Raw genomic sequence first — 17558 nt, 5'->3', positions numbered from 1 at the left:
GCCGGAGATGAGGGAGTGCGGATGAGCTGCCAGGCCGCTCTTCAGACTGATGCCGCGGCGCCAGGCGCCGGGCTCAGTCTATGGAGCGTCCAGGCGGCTCCAGGTTCAATCCGCTTGCTTGCGCAGGAAGGCCGGGATGTCGAAGTGATCCATGCCCGAGCTTTCCAGCGCACGCACCTGGGCCGACGCCTGGCTGCGCGGGTTGCGCATGACAGACGGCATGTCCAGGTTGCGGTAATCGCCCTGGCCGGCGGCCGGCATCCCGCCCAGGGGCAGGTTGTCGGTGCCGGTGCGCAGCGCCTCGGCGGTGGTCTGCACCAGTTGCGGACGAGCCTGCGCACGGCCCAGGCCGGTCGCAACCACGGTCACGCGCAGGTTCTCGCCCATCGACTCGTCATAGGCCGTGCCGAAGATCACGGTCGCGTCTTCCGAAGCGTAGCTCCGGATCGTTTCCATGATTTCGCGCGTTTCGCGCATCTTCAGCGTGCGGCTGGCGGTGATGTTGACCAGCACGCCGCGAGCGCCGTTCAGGTCCACGCCTTCCAGCAGCGGGCAGGCGATGGCCTGCTCGGCGGCGACGCGGGCGCGGTCAGCGCCCGATGCCGAAGCCGTGCCCATCATGGCCTGGCCCTGCTCGCCCATGATCGTCTTGACGTCTTCGAAGTCGACGTTCACGTTGCCTTCGACGTTGATGATCTCGGCGATGCCCGCGCAAGCGTTGTGCAGGATGTCGTCGGCCGAGCGGAAGCAGTCTTCCTGGGTGGCGTCCTCGTCCATCAGCTCATACAGGTTCTCGTTGAGCACCACGATAAGCGAATGCACATGCTTGGCCAGCTCGGAGATGCCATCCTCGGCCATCTTCATGCGCTTGTTGCCTTCGAAGGAGAAAGGCTTCGTGACCACCCCAACGGTCAGGATGCCCAGCTCCTTCGCCACTTCGGCCACGACCGGGCCCGCGCCCGTGCCGGTGCCGCCGCCCATGCCGGCGGTGATGAAGACCATGTGCGCGCCGTTCAGGGCGGCACGGATCTCCTCGCGCGCGGTTTCGGCCGAAGCGCGGCCCTGCTCCGGCTTGGCGCCGGCGCCCAGGCCGGTGCGGCCCAGGCGAATCTGCACCGGGGCGTTGGTCGCCGCCAGCGCTTGCGCATCGGTGTTGGCGCAGATGAAATCCACGCCGTTCACGCCGTTGCGAATCATGTGCGACACGGCATTGCCGCCCGCACCGCCCACACCAACGACCTTGATTACGGTCCCTTTGGTGTTGTTCTCAAGCATCTCAAAGTTCATCATGATGACTCCCTCACAAGTCCGTATTTGCAAATCACAAAAATTCCCCAACAACCTATTTTTTGTGAATCGCCTCAAAGCCGAAGCCGATCTCAGGATCCGCAACGGGTTTGAAGCGCCTCCCCTTCTGGCCCGCCCCGCCCGACTGCTGCGGCGCGCGCCAAGGAACAGGCCCCTGCCCTGCCCCCTCAATTCATGAACCACTCCTTCATGCGCGCCAGCAGGCTCTTGAAGTTGCCGGTCTGCGCGGCAACCTTGCGGCCGCGCACGCGCTGCATGCGCGCCTCTTGCAGCAGCCCCATCACAGTCGAGAAGCGCGGATTGCGCATCACGTCGGCCAGGCTGCCTTCGTATTCGGGCACCGCCACGCGCACCGGCTTCAGGAACACATCCTCGGCCAGTTCGACCATGCCGGGCAGCTGCGCGGAACCGCCGGTCAGCACCACGCCGGACGCCAGCAGGTCTTCGTAGCCGGAATCGCGCACCACCTGCTGCACCAGCGTGAACAGCTCTTCGACGCGCGGCTCGATCACAGCGCCCAGCGCCTGACGCTTGACCTGGCGCGGACCGCGATCGCCCAGGCCCGGCACTTCCACGGACTCGTCCGGGCTCGCCAGCACCTGCTTGGCCACGCCGTAGCGCAGCTTGATTTCCTCGGCATCGGGCGTGGGCGTGCGCAGCATGGCCGCGATGTCGTTGGTGATCTGGTCGCCAGCGATCGGCAGCACGGCGGTGTGGCGGATCGCACCGCCAGTGAAGATCGCCACGTCGGTGGTGCCGCCACCGATGTCGACCAGCACCACGCCCAGTTCCTTTTCGTCGGCAGTCAGCACGGCCAGGCTGGAAGCCAGCGGCTGCAGGATCAGGTCCTGTACTTCCAGGCCGCAACGGCGCACGCACTTGACGATGTTCTGCGCGGCGCTGACGGCGCCGGTCACGATGTGCACGCGCACTTCCAGGCGCAGGCCGCTCATGCCGATGGGCTCGCGGATGTCTTCCTGGCCATCGACGATGAACTCCTGCGTCAGCACATGCAGCACCTGCTGGTCGGTCGGGATGTTCACCGCCTTGGCGGTCTCGATGACGCGGGCGACGTCGGTGGCGGTGACTTCCTTGTCCTTGACGGCGACCATGCCGCTGGAATTGAAGCTGCGGATATGGCTGCCGGCGATGCCGGTATAGACGTCGCGGATCTTGCAATCGGCCATCAGCTCGGCTTCTTCAAGCGCGCGCTGGATGGAGTTCACGGTGGTCTCGATATTGACGACCACGCCCTTGCGCATGCCGCGCGATTCATGCTGGCCTAGGCCCAGCACTTCGAACCGCCCTTCAGGCAGGATTTCAGCCACCACAGCCACCACCTTGCTGGTGCCGATATCGAGGGCGACGATAAGGTCCTTGATGTCACGGGTCATGGCGTTAGCGTTTCTTGGGAGGTTTCGGTATGGATTTGGACTTGGTTTCCGACGGCGGCAACGGGGCCAGCGCCAGTGCGAAACCATTGGGATAGCGCAGATCGGCCTGGGTGATGGTGCGCCCTTCCAGGCGTCCGGCCACGGCGGGCCACGCCTGCACAAAACGTTGAATGCGCGCCGCGAACGGCAACGCGCCCGGCAGGCCGTGCGGATCCGGCGCGTCGGCGCCCGGATCCCGGCCCAGGTCCAGCAACATGCCGTTGGACAGCACGACGCGCCAGGCGTAGCGGGGACTCAGTTCGAGTTGCTTGACGTGCATGTCCAGCGGCGCGAACCAGCGCGCCAGCTCGGCATAGCGCTGCACCACCAGCGACTCGGTGCCTTCGGGTCCGGAGAACTGCGGCAACACGGTTTCGTCGTCCACCTCGCCCGTATTGGCCGTGAACGCCTCGCCCCAGGTGTTGATCATCTGGTTCTCGTTCCACAGCGCCAGCGGCTGCTGTTCCTCGATGCGCACGCGCAGCACGTTCGGCCAGATGCGCCGCACGGTGGCATGCCGCACCCAGGGCACCGACTCGAAGACCGAGCGGGCGTCGTCCAGGTCCACGGTGAAGAAGTTGCCCTTGAAGCGACCCGCGATCGCCGCGCGCACCGCGCCCGGCGAGACATAGTGCAGCTCGCTGTCCGGCATCGGTTCCAGCTCGATGGCTGACAGCGTGAAGTACGGACGCTGCGCCACCCACGCCACGCCCGCCAGGAGCATGGCGCCGACCGCCAGCACGGCAAGCGTGTTGGCGATCAGGTTGGTAGTTCGGGCGTCGTTCCACACGGAAAATCCAGGTCAGGCGTTACGGGCGGGGCTGCGCATCTTGCACGCAGCGCCAGCGAGAATCGACACGCAGAGATCGGCATAGCTCATCCCCACGGCCTTGGCCGCCATCGGCACGAGCGAATGGCTCGTCATGCCGGGCGAAGTGTTCATTTCCAGCAACCAGGGCTGATTGGCGCGGTCCAGCATGAAATCGGCCCGCCCCCAGCCCTCGCAGCCCAGCGCGCGATAGGCGCGCACGGCGATGTCCGCGACCTGCGCCGCCACGTCCGCCGGCAGGTCGGCCGGGCAGAAGTACTGCGTGTCGTCGGAGAAATACTTGTGTTCGTAGTCGTAGTTGCCGCCGGGCGCGGCGATCTCGATCACTGGCAGCGCGCGCGCGGTCTTGCCTGCGCCCAGCAGGGCCACCGTCAACTCGCGGCCGGTGATGAACTGTTCAGCCAGCACCTCGGCGTCGAACTTCGCCGCCGCCTCGTAGGCGCCCTTCATGTCGGAATAGCCGGCGACCTTGGTGATGCCCACGGTCGAGCCTTCATGCGGCGGCTTGATGATCAGCGGCAGGCTCAGGCGGTCGGGCACCAGACGCAGCTCGGTGTCGGCGTCCAGCACCTCGAAGGCCGGCGTGGGCAGGCCGTGCTGCAGCCATACGCGCTTGGTCATGGTCTTGTCCATGGCCAGCGCCGAAGCCAGCGGGCCGCTGCCCGTATAGGGAATGCCCAGCAGTTCCAGGGCGCCCTGGATCGAGCCGTCCTCGCCATAGCGACCGTGCAGCGCGATGAACACGCGGTCAAAGCCCTGCGCGGCCAGGTCGGCCAGGCTGCGCTCTCCGGTGTCGAACAGGTGCGCGTCAACGCCGGCCGAGCTCAGCGCCTGCTGCACGCCCGCGCCCGACATCAGCGACACGTCCCGCTCGGCGGAACGGCCGCCATACAGCACACCCACCTTGCCGAATTGCGCGCTCATGCCAGTTCTCCCACTTGGGCCGGGACCTTGCTGATCGACCCCGCGCCCATCACGATCACCACGTCGCCGTCCCGCACGAAATCCAGGACCGCCTGCGGCAGTTCCGCCACGTCTTCCACGAACACCGGTTCGACCTTGCCCGCCACCCGCAGCGCGCGCGACAGGGCTCGGCCGTCGGCGGCCACCAGCGGCGGCTCGCCCGCGGCGTACACCTCGGTGAGCAGCACGGCGTCGGCCGTTCCCAGCACGCGCACGAAATCCTCGAAGCAGTCGCGGGTGCGCGTGTAGCGGTGCGGCTGGAACGCCAGCACAATGCGGCGGTCGGGCCAGGCGCCGCGCGCGGCGGCCAGCGTGGCGGCCATTTCCACCGGATGGTGACCGTAGTCGTCGATGACGGTGAAGGTGCCGCCGCCATGCGCGGCCGGCACGGCGAATTCGCCTGTCTGGGTGAAGCGACGGCCCACGCCCTTGAAGGCGGCCAGCGCTTCGCAGATGGCCTCATCGGTCACGCCCAATTCGGTGGCCACGGCGATCGCGGCCAGCGCGTTGCGCACGTTGTGCAGGCCAGGCAGGTTCAGTTCCACCTGCAGCGGCGGCAGCAGCGTGTCCATATACGTGCGCTGCACGTTGAAGCGCATGCGCGTGCCGTCGGCCTGGACCTCGTAGCCGCGCACCAGGGCTTCCGGGTTCAGGCCGTAGGTGGTGATGGGACGCGACACGAAGGGCATGATCTCGCGCACGTTGGCGTCATCCACGCACAGCACGGCGCTGCCGTAGAACGGCAGGCGTTGCGTGAACTCGATGAAGGCGCTCTTCAGGCGCGCCACATCGTGCCCGTAGGTGTCCATGTGATCCGCGTCGATGTTGGTCACGATGGCCATCACCGGCAGCAGGTTCAGGAAGGACGCGTCGGATTCATCGGCCTCGACCACGATGTAGTCGCCCTGCCCCAGGCGCGCATTGGCGCCGGCGGAATTCAGGCGGCCGCCGATCACGAAGGTCGGGTCCAGCCCGCCGGCGGCCAGCACGCTGGCCACCAGGCTGGTGGTGGTGGTCTTGCCGTGCGTTCCGGCCACGGCGATGCCGCGCTTCAGGCGCATCAGCTCGGCCAGCATGATGGCGCGCGGCACCACCGGAATGCGGGCGGCGCGTGCCGCGATCACTTCGGGGTTGTCGCCGGCCACCGCGGTGGACGTGACGATGGCACCGGCGCCGGCCACGTTGCTGGCCGCGTGGCCAATCGCGATCTTCACGCCCAGGCCCGCAAGGCGACGCGTGACGGCCGACTCATTGAGATCGGAACCGCTGATGGCGTAGCCCAGGTTGAGCAGCACCTCGGCGATGCCGCTCATGCCCGAACCGCCGATGCCTACAAAATGGATGTGTCGAATTCTGTGTTTCATGATGAACGCCCCGCTGCTTGTTCACAGACGTCGGCGATATGAGCCGCGGCTTCGGGGCGCGCATGCGCGCGGGCCCGTTCGGCGACGGCTTGCAGTTCTTGTCGGGTGCGCCCGGCCAGCCAGTCCGCCAGCCACTCGGGCGTCAAGGCGGGCTGCGGCTGCAGCCAGGCGGCCTGCGCGTCGCTCAGGAAGCGCGCGTTGGCGGTTTGATGATCATCGATGGCATGCGGGAACGGCACGAACAGCGCAGCCACGCCCGCCGCCGCCACCTCGGACACCGTCATGGCGCCCGCGCGGCAGATGAGCAGGTCGGCATCGCCCAGCGCGCCGGCCATGTCCTCGATGAACGCGCGGCAGTCGGCCTGCACGCCCGCCTGGGCGTAGGCCTGCTGCAACGCGGGCAGATGCTGTTCGCCGGCCTGATGGATGACCGTCGGACGGCGATCCGCCGGCATGCGGGCCAGCGCCTGCGGCACGGTGGTGTTCAGCGCCTGCGCGCCCAGGCTGCCGCCCACGACCAGCAGGCGCAATGCGCCGGCGCGCGCGCCATAGCGTTGCGCCGGATCGGGCAGCGCGCACAGGTCGGCGCGCACCGGATTGCCCAGCGCTTCGCCCTTGGGCAACACGCCAGGGAAACCGCTGAGCACGCGGCGCGACATCCGGGCCAGCCATTTGTTGGCCGTGCCGGCCACGGCGTTCTGCTCGTGCACGACCAGCGGCGTGCCCCGCAGCGCGGCGATCACGCCGCCGGGAAAGGCCACGTAGCCGCCCATGCCCAGCACCACGTCCGGCTTGACGGCGGACAGCCGTCCCCAGGCCTGGGCGAAGGCGCGCAGCAGCAGGAACGGCAGCTTGAGCAAGGCCGCCGCGCCCTTGCCGCGCACGCCGGCAAAACGCAGCGGCACCAGCTCGATGCCGCGAGGCGGCACCAGCCGGCCTTCCATCTTGTCGGGATTGCCCAGCCACAGCACGCGCCAGCCGCGTTGGCGCAGCACATCAGCCACGGCCAGGCCGGGCATGATGTGGCCGCCGGTGCCACCGGCCATGATGAGGATGGTCCGGGCGTTCGTCATACCCGTCCCCCGCGCATCATGACGCGGTTTTCCACGTCCACGCGTATCAGCATGGCGAGCGCGCACAGGTTCATGACCACGCCCGAGCCGCCATAGCTCATCAGCGGCAGCGTCAGGCCCTTGGTGGGCAGCAGGCCCAGGCACACGCCCATGTTGATGAAGGCCTGCACGCCGAACCACATGGCCACGCCATGCGCGACCAGGCCGGCGAACGTGCGTTCCATGGCGATGGCCTGGCGGCCGATGTCGAAGCCGCGATAGACGATGATGGCGAACAGCGAGATCACCAGCATGACGCCGGCGAAGCCGAGTTCTTCGCCCACCACCGCCATCAGGAAGTCGGTGTGGGCTTCGGGCAGGTAGTGCAGCTTCTCGACGCTGGCGCCCAGGCCCACGCCGAGCCACTCGCCGCGACCCAGCGCGATCAGCGAATGCGACAGCTGATAGGCGCTGCCGTAGGCGTTATCTTCGTTCCAGGGGTCCAGATAGGCGAACAGGCGCGCGCGGCGCCAAGGCGACAGCCAGATCAGCATCAGGAAGGTGCTGACCAGCACGCCCAGCAGGCTGCTGAAATACTTGCCGTTGATGCCACCCAGGAACAGGATGCCGATGGCGATGGCCACGATCACCATGAATGCGCCCAGGTCGGGCTCGAGCAGCAGCAGCATGCCCACGCCAGCCAGCGCGAAGGCCATGGGCAGGAAGCCTCGGGCGAAGGCCTGCATGTGCTCCTGCTTGCGCACGGTGTAATCGGCGGCGTAGAGCAGCGCGGCCAGCTTCATCAGCTCGGATGGCTGGAAGTTCAGCGGACCCAGCGGAATCCAGCGATGGGCGCCGTTGACCTCGCGACCGATGCCTGGGATCAGCACCGCCACCAACAGGATCATGGCCAGCACGAACAGCGGCACCGCCAGGCGCTGCCAGACGCGGATGGGAATGGTCAGCGTCACCGCGGCGGCCAGCAAGCCGGCGCTGATGAACGCGCCGTGGCGGATGACGAAGTAATAGCGGCCGTAGGACGCATAGCGCGGGCCGTCGGCCAGCGCGATCGACGCCGAATACACCATCAACAGGCCAAGCAGCAGCAAGGTCGACGCCGCGATCACCAACGGCAGGTCGAAGTTGCGCATGCGCGTACGGCCGGGCCGTACGGCGTTGACGCTGGCGGTGAGTTCGGCGAACAGGCTCATGCGACCTCTCCGTTGTCACGGGCGAGTTCGTCGACCTCTTCCACGAAGACCTGGCCGCGATGCGGATAGTTGCGAAACATGTCCAGGCTGGCGCAGGCCGGCGACAGCAGCACGGCGTCGCCCGGCTTGGCCAGTCCGGCGGCATGGCGCACGGCTTCGCGCATCGAGGTGGCGGACACAAGCTCGACGCCGGTCTCGGCCAGCACGCGGCCGATCTCCGGGCCGTCCTGTCCGATCAACACCACGGCGCGCGCATGGCGCGACACCACCGGGATCAAGGGTGAGAAGTCCTGGCCCTTGCCTTGTCCGCCCGCGATCAGCACGACCTGCTGGCCCATGCCTTCCAGCGCGGCCACGGTCGCGCCGACGTTGGTGCCCTTGCTGTCGTTGATGTAGTCGACATCGCCGACGGTGCGCACGAAGGCCGCGCGATGCGGCTCGCCAGCATAGTCGCGCAAGGCGCGCAGCATGGCGCCCCAGCCCAGGTCCAGGCAGCGCGCCAGCTGCATGGCGGCCAGCGCGTTCAGTGCATTGTGCGTGCCGCGGATGCGCAGGGCGTCCACCGGCATCAGGCGGCTCATGCGGCCGTTCGGGCGCACGGGTTCCGGCGCATCCTTCTTGCGGCGCACGGGCGGCGCCGGCTCATCGAAATCGTTGGGCTCGGCGGCCACCAGCCAGGCCATGCCCTGGCCCGGTTCCAGGCCCATATCGCCGACCCGCTCCGGCAGTTCACGACCGAAGCTGCGCACGTCCAGCGCGTCCAGCTTGGCGACCATGGCCACGGTCAGCGGATCATCGCGGTTGACGATCTTGACGCGCGCCATCTTCAAGAGGCGCGCCTTGGCATCGGCGTAGGCCTGCATGCCGCCATGCCAATCCAGGTGATCCTGGGTCACGTTAAGCACCACGGCGGCGTCGGCCTGCAGGCTGTGCGTGGTTTCGAGCTGGAAGCTGGACAGCTCCAGCACCCAAACCTGCGGCAGCGCATCGGCATCGAGCGCGCCCATCAGCGCGGTCAGCGCGGCAGGGCTGATATTGCCGGCGGCCAGCACCGACATGCCGCTGGCATCGATCAGTTCGCGCGTCAGCGCGGTCACGGTGGTCTTGCCATTGGTGCCGGTCACGGCCAGCAGGCGCGGGCGGTAATCGCGCGATTCGGCCAGCTCGGCCAGCGCACGGGCGAACAATTCGATTTCGCCCACGACCTCGATGCCGCGCGTGGCGGCCTCGTCCAGCAACGCCTTGGCTGGCGGCTGGCCGGGGGCCAGGCCCGGGCTGATCACGACTTGCGACACGCCGTCGAGCAGCGCCACATCGAAGGACGTGTCGCAACCCAGCCGGAACTCCACCTCGCTTTGCGCCAGCGCGTCGCGCAGGGCGGCGAGTCCGCCCGGCTCGGCGCGCGTGTCGGCCACGCGCAAGCGGGCGCCCTGACGGGCGCACCAGCGTGCGGCGGCGACACCCGACTCGCCCAATCCGAGGATCAGGACGAGCGGCGCGTCAGCGCGAGAGGATTCCATCGTATTCATCGCAACTTCAATGTCGAAAGGCCAATCAGCACCAGCATCATGCTGATGATCCAGAAGCGCACCACCACCTGGGTTTCCTTCCAGCCGCCCACTTCGAAGTGATGATGCAGCGGAGCCATGCGGAATATGCGTCTACCTGTTCCATAACGTCGCTTGGTGTACTTGAACCAGGTCACCTGGATCATCACCGACAGCGTTTCGACGACGAAGACGCCGCCCATGATGAACAGCACGATCTCCTGGCGCACGATGACCGCGATGGTGCCCAGCGCGCCGCCCAGCGCCAGCGCGCCCACGTCGCCCATGAACACCTGCGCCGGATACGCGTTGAACCACAAAAATGCGAGTCCCGCGCCCCCGATCGCCGCGCACAGCACCATCAGTTCGGAAGCGCCGGGGATATACGGAAACAGCAGGTACTTCGAATAGTCGACGCGGCCGACCACGTAGGCGAAGATGCCCAGCGCGCTGCCCACCATCACGGTGGGCATGATCGCCAGGCCGTCCAGGCCGTCGGTCAGGTTGACGGCGTTGCTGGTGCCCACGATCACGGCCCAGGTCAGCGCCACGAAGCCCAGCACGCCCAGCGGGTAGCTGACCGTCTTGAAGAACGGCACGATCAGGTCGGCGCGGGTTGGCAGGGACATGGTGAAGCCGCTGCCCACCCAGGCCTTGAACAAGGGCCACAGATCGGCGTTGGCCGGCGCGGACACCGCGAAAGCCAGGTACACGGCGGCCACCAATCCGATGGTGGCCTGCCAGAAGAACTTCTGCCGCGCGGGCATGCCTTCGGGATCGCGGTAGACTACCTTGCGGTAATCATCCATCCAGCCGATCCAGCCGAAGCCGAACGTCACCAGCAGCACCACCCAGACGAAGCGGTTGGTCCAGTCCGCCCACAGCAGAGTGCTGATGGCGATGGAAATCAGGATCAGCACGCCACCCATGGTGGGGGTGCCGGTCTTGACCAGGTGGGACTCGGGACCGTACGAACGGACGGCCTGGCCGATCTTCATCTCGGTCAGCTTGCGGATCACGCGCGGACCGGCGACCAACCCGATCAGCAGGGCGGTGGCGCACGCCAGCACGGCGCGCAGCGTGATGTATTCGAACACGCCCAGGGCGCGCACATCATCGGAAAGCAGACGGGCCAGCTCAAGCAGCATGGTTGTCTCCCGGCGCCTGGGCCGTCTGTCCGTCGTTGGTGGAAAAAGCCGTCACTACCCGCTCCATGCGCATAAAGCGCGAACCTTTGATCAATACGCAGGACGGCCGCAAACCGCGCAAGGCGGCAACCACTTCGTCTACCGATGCGCAGGCGCGCGCGCCTTCGCCGAAAGCGGCGGCTGCCGCACGGCTGGCTTCGCCCAGCGTAATGAGCGCGTCGAGCCCCTGCTCGCGCGCGTAATTGCCCACCTCGACATGCATGGCGGGACCGTTGTCTCCGACTTCGCCCATGTCGCCCAGCACCAGCACACGAGCGCCCGCGATGCGCGCCAACACGTCGATGGCCACACGCACCGAGTCCGGATTAGCGTTGTAGGAATCGTCGATGAGCAGCGTTCCGTCGCTCATGACCTTGTGCTGCATGCGGCCCGCCACGGGGCTGAAGCCGGCCAGCGCGCGGATCGCCGCTTCCAGCGGCGCGCCCGCGGCGACGGAAGCGGCGATCGCCGCCAGCGCGTTGCGCAGGTTATGCAGGCCGGCCACTGGCAACACCAGGTCGGCCGTGCCCACCGGCGTCACTACCTTGCAGCGGGTGGAGGACACTTCCGCCAGAATCTGCTCTGCGTAGACGTCCAGGCCCGGCTGCAGGCCGAAGCGCAGCGTGCGGCGCGAGCCCGCCAGCGCATCCCAGATGGGGGAATAGGGCTCGTCGCCCGGATAGACGGCCACGCCGTTGTCCGGCAAGGCGGCGATCGCCGCGCCGTTCTCATGGGCCACCGCCTCGACGGTGTGCATGAATTCCTGGTGCTCGCGCTGCGCATTGGTCACCAGAGCGACCGAAGGCGCGGCAATGGCGGCCAGCTGGGCGATCTCGCCCGGATGATTCATGCCCAGCTCGAACACCGCGGCGCGATGCGTGGCGCGCAGGCGCAGCAGCGTCAGCGGAACGCCGATGTCGTTGTTCAGGTTGCCGGCGGTCGCCAGCCGGTTGGCCTCGCCCTTCCATGCGGCCAGCACGGACGAGATCATTTCCTTGGTCGTGGTCTTGCCATTGCTACCCGTCACCGCCACCACCGGCAGCGAGTAGCGGGCGCGCCAGGCGGCGCCGATGCGCATCAGGGCCACGCGCGTGTCGCCCAGCACCAGCTGCGGCAGCTTCACGCCCGCGACCGGATGCGCCACCACCGCGGCGCAGGCGCCGCGCGCCTCGGCCTGGTCCAGATAATCGTGGGCGTCGAACCTCTCGCCGGCCAGGGCCACGAAGAGTTCGCCGGCGCCGATGCGGCGGGTATCGGTGGAGACCGTAGCGACCTGCGGCAGCAGCAGCGCCAGGCGCGCCCACTCGCGGTCGTCGAACGGCAGTTTCTCCCCGCCACTGTCCTGATAGGTTTCATGACCCTTACCAGCCAGCAGCAGCACGTCTTCCGGCGCGCAGGCCCAGACGGTCTGCATGATGGCGCGGGCGCGGTCGACCTGCTCCACGGCATCCGCCGAAGCGGGCACGCCGGCCATGATCTGCCGGACGATATCCTCGGGCACTTCGTGGCGCGGATTGTCGCTGGACACCACCACGCTGTCGGCCAGTTCCGCCGCGATGCCGCCCATGACGGGACGCTTGCCCGGATCGCGATCGCCGCCGCAGCCGAACAGGCAGACCAGCCGGCCCGAGCGGGCGTTCGCCACCGGCCGCAGCGCGGCGAGCGCGCGCGCCAGCGCGTCAGGCGTGTGGGCATAGTCCACCACCACCAGCGGGCCGCGAGCGCCCGCGGCCTGCACGGCAAGGGGTTCCACGGTCTGCAGCCGGCCATCGACCGGATCGGTGGCGGCCAGTTCGCGCGCGATCTGCGCGAACGGCAGGCCCAGGCGATAGAGCACGCCGGCAACCAGCAGAAGGTTGGAAACGTTGTGCGCGCCCAGCAGGCGCGTGACGATCTGCGCCTCGCCGTGCGGCGAGACCAGCGTGAAGATCTGCCCCTGCGCCGTCGCCTGCAGGTCGCGCGCGCGCATCGTCGCGGGCACGGTGGCGTCATCGCTCAGGCTGTAGCCGGTGGCGGCCAGGGCCTGCGGCAAGGCGGCCAACAGGCGTCGGCCGGCCTCGTCATCGGCGTTGATCACGGCGCCGCCCAGTTCAGGCCAATGGAACAGGCGGGCCTTGGCGGCCTCGTAGCGCTCCATGGTGCCGTGGTAGTCGAGGTGATCGCGGGTCAGATTGGTGAACGCGGCCAATGCAACGCGCACGCCGTCCATGCGGCCTTGCTCGATGCCGATGGAGGAGGCCTCCATGGCCACTGCCTTGGCGCCGGCGTCGCGCATGGCGGCCAGCAGGCGATGCACCGTCAGCACGTCGGGCGTGGTCAGGCTGCCACCCAGTGTCTGACCGTCGGGCAACACCGCCCCCAGCGTGCCGATGGTGCCGCAGGCCTTGTCATTGCGACTCAGCGCGTGCGCGATCCATTGGACCGAAGAGGTCTTGCCGTTGGTGCCGGTGACGGCGACCACGGCAAGCTCGGCCGACGGACGGTCGTACCAGGTATCGCCCAGCCCGCCCAACAGGCCGCGCAAGCCAGTGACCTGCAGCAACGGGACCTGGCCGGCCTGCGCCAGCATGGCGTCGTCCACGGGCGCTTCGCACAGCACCGCGCGGGCGCCCTGCGCCACGGCCCTTTCTATATAGAGACGTCCGTCGCTGGACAGGCCGGCGCAGGCGACGAACACATCGCCCGGCTCGATCTCGCGCGAGTCCAGCTTGAGATGCGCGGTCAGCGACACGCGCTCATGCAACCACGCCACGGTCTGTTCAACCGTGGCGGCTTGGGAATTTGACTGGAAGCCTTTGGCGTTCATCTGCCTGGCTCCTTCAAACCAGCAACAATCGTGGATTCGAAGGGCGCGTCGGGACGCACCCCCATAAGTTGCAGACTCCCGCCGACAATGCGGGAGAACACAGGCGCGGCGATAGCGCCGCCGTAATAGCCGCCGACCGTCGGCTCATCGATGGACACGGCCACGACGATCTTGGGATCGGACACCGGCGCGAAACCGACATAGGAACTGCGGTAGCGCTGCATGCTGTACTTGCCGTCGACGATCTTGCGCGCCGTGCCGCTCTTGCCCGCCACGCGGTAGCCGCGCACTTGCGCGGCCTTGGTGCCCTCGGGGCCGGCGGCGGCTTCCAGCATGCCGCGCACCAGCGCGGTGGTCTTGGGCGTGTAGATGCGCACGCTGGTGGGATCGCTGTCGCGCTTGACCAGCGTCATCGACACCATGTCACCGTTGCGGGCGAACACCGTATAGGCGCGCGCCACCTGCAGCAGCGACACGGACAGGCCGTAACCATAGGCCATGGTGGCCTTCTCGATCAGGCGCCAGCGCTCCCAGGGACGCAGGCGTCCGGGCGCCGCGCCGGGAAAGCCGACCTGCGGGGCCTGCCCCAGGCCCAGTTCCGTGAAGCGGTTCCACATCTCGCGGGATTCCAACTTCTCGGAGATCAGGGTCATGCCGATGTTGCTGGACTTGCGCAACACGCCGGCCACGTCCAGCGTGCCGTTGCGGCTGACGTCGCTGATGGTGCTGCCCTGATAGACGAAACGGCCGTTGCCGGTCTCGAACAGCGTATTGGGCGTGATCCGGCCCAGGTCCAACGCCAGCGCAGCGGTGAACGGCTTCATGATGGAGCCGGGCTCGAACGTGTCGGTAATCGCCTGGTTGCGCAGCTTTGCGCCCTGGAAGGTCTCGCGCTTGTTCGGATCGAAGGTCGGCACATTGGCCAGCGCCAGGATTTCCCCGGTATGCACGTCCAGGACCACGGCGGTCGCGCCCTTGGCCTGGTGCTTGTCCATGGCGTCCTTCAGTTCCTTGAACACCAGGTATTGCAGACGGGTGTCGATGGACAGGCGCAGGTCGCGGCCATCCACCGGCAAGGTGACGGCCTGCACGTCTTCGATGACGCGACCCAGGCGGTCCTTGATGACGCGGCGGCTGCCGGGCCGACCCGACAGCTGCTGGTTGAATGTCAGCTCGACGCCTTCCTGGCCCTGGTCCTCGACGCTGTTGAACCCGACCACGTGCGCCATCACGTCGCCGTCCGGATAATAGCGGCGGGTTTCCGGCTGTTGATGCACGCCAGGCAAGCCGAGTTGCTTGATCTTGTCGGCCGCCTCCATCGAGACCTGGCGCTTGAGATAGACGAAGTTCTTATCCTCGTCGACCCGGTGCCGCAGATCGGCCGCGGGCATTTCGAGCAGCTTGGCCAGCGCGTCGAGCTGCGCCGGCGTGGACTGCTTCACGTCTTCCGGAATGGCCCAGATGGCGCGCGCCGGCACGCTCGAAGCCAGCACCGCGCCATTGCGGTCCATGATCTTGCCGCGCGTTGCGGACAGCGTCAGAGTGCGCTCATAGCGGCGCTCGCCCTGCTGCTGCAGGAATTCGGTCGACAGCCCCTGCAGGAACAGCGCGCGGCCGGCCAGCACGGTGAAACCGCCGAACAGCAGGATCAGCACCAGCCGGGCGCGCCAAGTCGGCAACTGGCCGCGCAGCACGGGATTGTCGAAGAATGGGACGCGCTTCATTGGGCGCCTCCAGTGGCCGGCGCCTGATTCAGGTACAGCGTGCGGTCCGGCACGATGGAAATCATCTTGAGGCTATCGCGCGCAATGGCATCCACGCGCGCGTTGCGCGCCAGCTCGGCGCGCTCCAGCTGCAGCCGCCGCCAGCCGACCTCCAGGTCGCGCTCCTGCGCCTGATCCCTGCCCAGCTCGACGAAGAGCTGGCGCGACTGATACCGACTGGTGACCAGTGAAATGGCCGACAGCATCAGCAACGCGGCAATGATCAGGTTGACGCGGCCCATCAGCGGCGCCCTCCCTTTCCGCCCTTGCGCGGAACGGCAAGGTCGCTGCCGGGCAAAGAACCCGTATGCACGAAGGCGGCTCCGCCTTCGGCCGGCAGCGGCGTGGCGCTGCGTTCGGCCGCGCGCAGCACGGCGGAACGGGCGCGGGCATTGACCGCCACTTCATCGTCCTCGGCCTGGACGCGGCCAAGGGAATACAGCACGGGCTGGGGCATTTCGCTTTCGCGCAGGGGCAGGCGTGCATACGCGGCGGCCGGCCTGGCCGCCGCCGCGATGCATTGCTTGACCATGCGGTCTTCGAGCGAATGAAAGCTGATCACCGCCAACCTCCCCCCCGGGGCGAGCAGATCTAGAGCTGACGCGAGGGTGCGAGCGAGCTCTTCGAGTTCCCGATTGATGTAAATCCGTAGAGCCTGAAAGGTGCGTGTGGCCGGATGCTGCCCCTTTTCGCGCGTGCGGACGGCGCTGGCGACGCACTCGGCAAGTTCGAGCGTGGTGCGCAGCGGCCTTGTTGCGCGGCGAGCAGCAATCGCCTTTGCAACCTGAAAAGCAAACCGTTCTTCGCCATAATCCGCTATGACCTCCCGCATCTCATCCACACTGGCTTGCGCCAGCCAATCCGCCACCGTGGGACCACGGGTGGTGTCCATCCGCATGTCGAGCGGGCCGTCCCTCATGAAAGAGAAACCACGCTCGGCATCGTCGATCTGAGGCGAGGAAACGCCCAGATCCAACATCACGCCATCGACCTTGTCGATGCCGCGTTGCCGCAATTCTTCGGCCATGGTGGCAAAGCCGCCATGCACCACTTCCACCCTGGAATCCTCCGCGGCCAGCGCGGTGGCCACGGCGATCGCCTGGGGATCCTTGTCGAACACCACCAGCCGCGCCTGCGGGCCCAGGCGGCTCAGCAGTTCGCGGCTGTGACCGCCGCGGCCGAACGTGCCGTCCACGAAGACGCCGCGCTCCGCCCGCAAGGCGGCATCCGGCCCGGACTGCGGATGCGACCGAGACGCGCCCTTGCCGCCGAAATCGGCCAGCAAAAGCGCGTCCACCGTCGGCTCCAGCAGGACGGGCCGATGTTCGAATTCCATAGCTGTTTCAGAACGAAAACTGGTTCAACACATCCGGCATACCCTTGGCCAGGTCCTCGGCCTCGCGGCTGGCCAGGGTAGCGGCGTCCCACAGCTCGAAGTGCGCGCCCAGACCGAGCAGCATCACATCGCGCGTCATACCGGAAGCGTTGCGCAGTTCAGGAGCGATCAGGACCCGGCCGGAGCCGTCCAATTCCACATCCTGTGCGTTGCCCAGCAACAGCCGCTGCAGCGCGCGGGCCGACATGGGAAAGGCGGCAATCTGCTCGCGCTTCTTTTCCCACTCGGGACGCGGATACACCAGCAGGCAGCCGTCGGGATGGCGAGTCAGGGTCAGCCGGCCATCGGCCTGCGACATGAGCGCGTCACGGTGCCGGGTCGGAATCGAGATCCGCCCCTTGGCATCCAGCGTGAGCGCGCTGCTTCCCTGAAACACCACTTTTACCCCACTTAATTGCACAATTTCCTACTATTTCCCACTCTACGGTATGGGGCAAAGCGGGTCAAGCGCACGGTTGCAATTTTTTCAATCACAACAAGGACTTAGAGCAACTTGTAAAACATAAAAAAAGAAAACCTCCCAATAAATCAGGAGGTTGCGTCACTATCTAAAAGTCCTTCTTGAAAAGTGGCGGCTAACAATGGCTTTGCATTGTTTTGCAGAGCGCTCCCGCCCCCGGCGGCGCGGGCTTCGAACGCCGCGCAGGGCTTGCGGCCTTCAAAAATTTGCCGCGCCAGGTTCGCCGACGCCGTTACCCA

At 67.2% G+C, this 17558-nt stretch carries 14 protein-coding genes; all 14 read right to left on the bottom strand.

All coding sequences use genetic code 11. The features are described from left to right. Window positions 1-105 precede the first annotated feature (105 nt). The 14 genes from ftsZ to mraZ all read right to left on the bottom strand — a co-directional run bounded on the left by ftsZ (window position 106) and on the right by mraZ (window position 17235). Complete coding sequence (ftsZ, locus tag C2U31_RS08790) at window positions 106-1290, bottom strand: cell division protein FtsZ (protein WP_103272496.1); 1185 nt, start codon at window positions 1288-1290, stop codon at window positions 106-108. Between the two features lie 185 nt (window positions 1291-1475). Beyond that, window positions 1476-2702 carry a cell division protein FtsA gene (gene ftsA / locus C2U31_RS08785; protein ID WP_102775405.1) on the bottom strand — a complete coding sequence of 409 codons (1227 nt, stop codon included), beginning with the start codon at window positions 2700-2702 and terminating at the stop codon, window positions 1476-1478. 4 nt (window positions 2703-2706) lie between these two features. Next, entirely contained in the window at window positions 2707-3531 is an 825-nt protein-coding gene (locus C2U31_RS08780; protein WP_103272495.1) for a cell division protein FtsQ/DivIB, read from the bottom strand. Between the two features lie 12 nt (window positions 3532-3543). Then, on the bottom strand, window positions 3544-4494 hold the full coding sequence (locus C2U31_RS08775) for a D-alanine--D-alanine ligase (RefSeq protein WP_103272494.1): 951 nt from the start codon (window positions 4492-4494) through the stop codon (window positions 3544-3546). Next, window positions 4491-5897, bottom strand: coding sequence for a UDP-N-acetylmuramate--L-alanine ligase (gene murC, locus C2U31_RS08770; RefSeq protein ID WP_103272493.1), 1407 nt, complete (start codon window positions 5895-5897; stop codon window positions 4491-4493). Before murC ends, C2U31_RS08775 begins: the two co-directional genes overlap by 4 nt. Then, window positions 5894-6970: an undecaprenyldiphospho-muramoylpentapeptide beta-N-acetylglucosaminyltransferase gene (murG, locus tag C2U31_RS08765; protein ID WP_103272492.1), complete on the bottom strand. Its 1077-nt coding sequence runs from the start codon at window positions 6968-6970 to the stop codon at window positions 5894-5896. Before murG ends, murC begins: the two co-directional genes overlap by 4 nt. After that, window positions 6967-8160, bottom strand: coding sequence for a putative lipid II flippase FtsW (gene ftsW / locus C2U31_RS08760; RefSeq protein WP_103272491.1), 1194 nt, complete (start codon window positions 8158-8160; stop codon window positions 6967-6969). The genes murG and ftsW overlap by 4 nt, the downstream gene beginning before the upstream one ends. After that, window positions 8157-9689 carry a UDP-N-acetylmuramoyl-L-alanine--D-glutamate ligase gene (murD, locus tag C2U31_RS08755; protein WP_103272490.1) on the bottom strand — a complete coding sequence of 511 codons (1533 nt, stop codon included), beginning with the start codon at window positions 9687-9689 and terminating at the stop codon, window positions 8157-8159. The genes ftsW and murD overlap by 4 nt, the downstream gene beginning before the upstream one ends. After that, the gene (gene mraY / locus C2U31_RS08750; RefSeq protein ID WP_103272489.1) at window positions 9686-10855 is read right to left on the bottom strand and encodes a phospho-N-acetylmuramoyl-pentapeptide-transferase; all 1170 of its coding nucleotides are present in this window, start codon (window positions 10853-10855) and stop codon (window positions 9686-9688) included. Before mraY ends, murD begins: the two co-directional genes overlap by 4 nt. Next, complete coding sequence (murF, locus tag C2U31_RS08745; RefSeq protein ID WP_103272488.1) at window positions 10845-13700, bottom strand: bifunctional UDP-N-acetylmuramoyl-L-alanyl-D-glutamate--2,6-diaminopimelate ligase MurE/UDP-N-acetylmuramoyl-tripeptide--D-alanyl-D-alanine ligase MurF; 2856 nt, start codon at window positions 13698-13700, stop codon at window positions 10845-10847. The genes mraY and murF overlap by 11 nt, the downstream gene beginning before the upstream one ends. Beyond that, window positions 13697-15424 carry a penicillin-binding protein 2 gene (locus C2U31_RS08740; RefSeq protein ID WP_103272487.1) on the bottom strand — a complete coding sequence of 576 codons (1728 nt, stop codon included), beginning with the start codon at window positions 15422-15424 and terminating at the stop codon, window positions 13697-13699. The genes murF and C2U31_RS08740 overlap by 4 nt, the downstream gene beginning before the upstream one ends. Next, a complete protein-coding gene (ftsL, locus tag C2U31_RS08735; protein WP_103272486.1) occupies window positions 15421-15705 on the bottom strand; it encodes a cell division protein FtsL in 285 nt (94 codons plus the stop codon). Before ftsL ends, C2U31_RS08740 begins: the two co-directional genes overlap by 4 nt. Beyond that, on the bottom strand, window positions 15705-16799 hold the full coding sequence (rsmH, locus tag C2U31_RS08730) for a 16S rRNA (cytosine(1402)-N(4))-methyltransferase RsmH (protein WP_103272485.1): 1095 nt from the start codon (window positions 16797-16799) through the stop codon (window positions 15705-15707). The genes ftsL and rsmH overlap by 1 nt, the downstream gene beginning before the upstream one ends. 7 nt (window positions 16800-16806) lie before the next feature. Next, on the bottom strand, window positions 16807-17235 hold the full coding sequence (gene mraZ, locus C2U31_RS08725) for a division/cell wall cluster transcriptional repressor MraZ (protein WP_043542651.1): 429 nt from the start codon (window positions 17233-17235) through the stop codon (window positions 16807-16809). Between the last annotated feature and the right edge of the window lie 323 nt (window positions 17236-17558).

It is taken from the genome of Achromobacter sp. AONIH1, from assembly GCF_002902905.1.
Lineage (GTDB): Bacteria > Pseudomonadota > Gammaproteobacteria > Burkholderiales > Burkholderiaceae_B > Achromobacter.
Note: the sequence above shows the minus strand (reverse complement) of the source record. Positions and strands in the feature narration are given on the sequence as shown.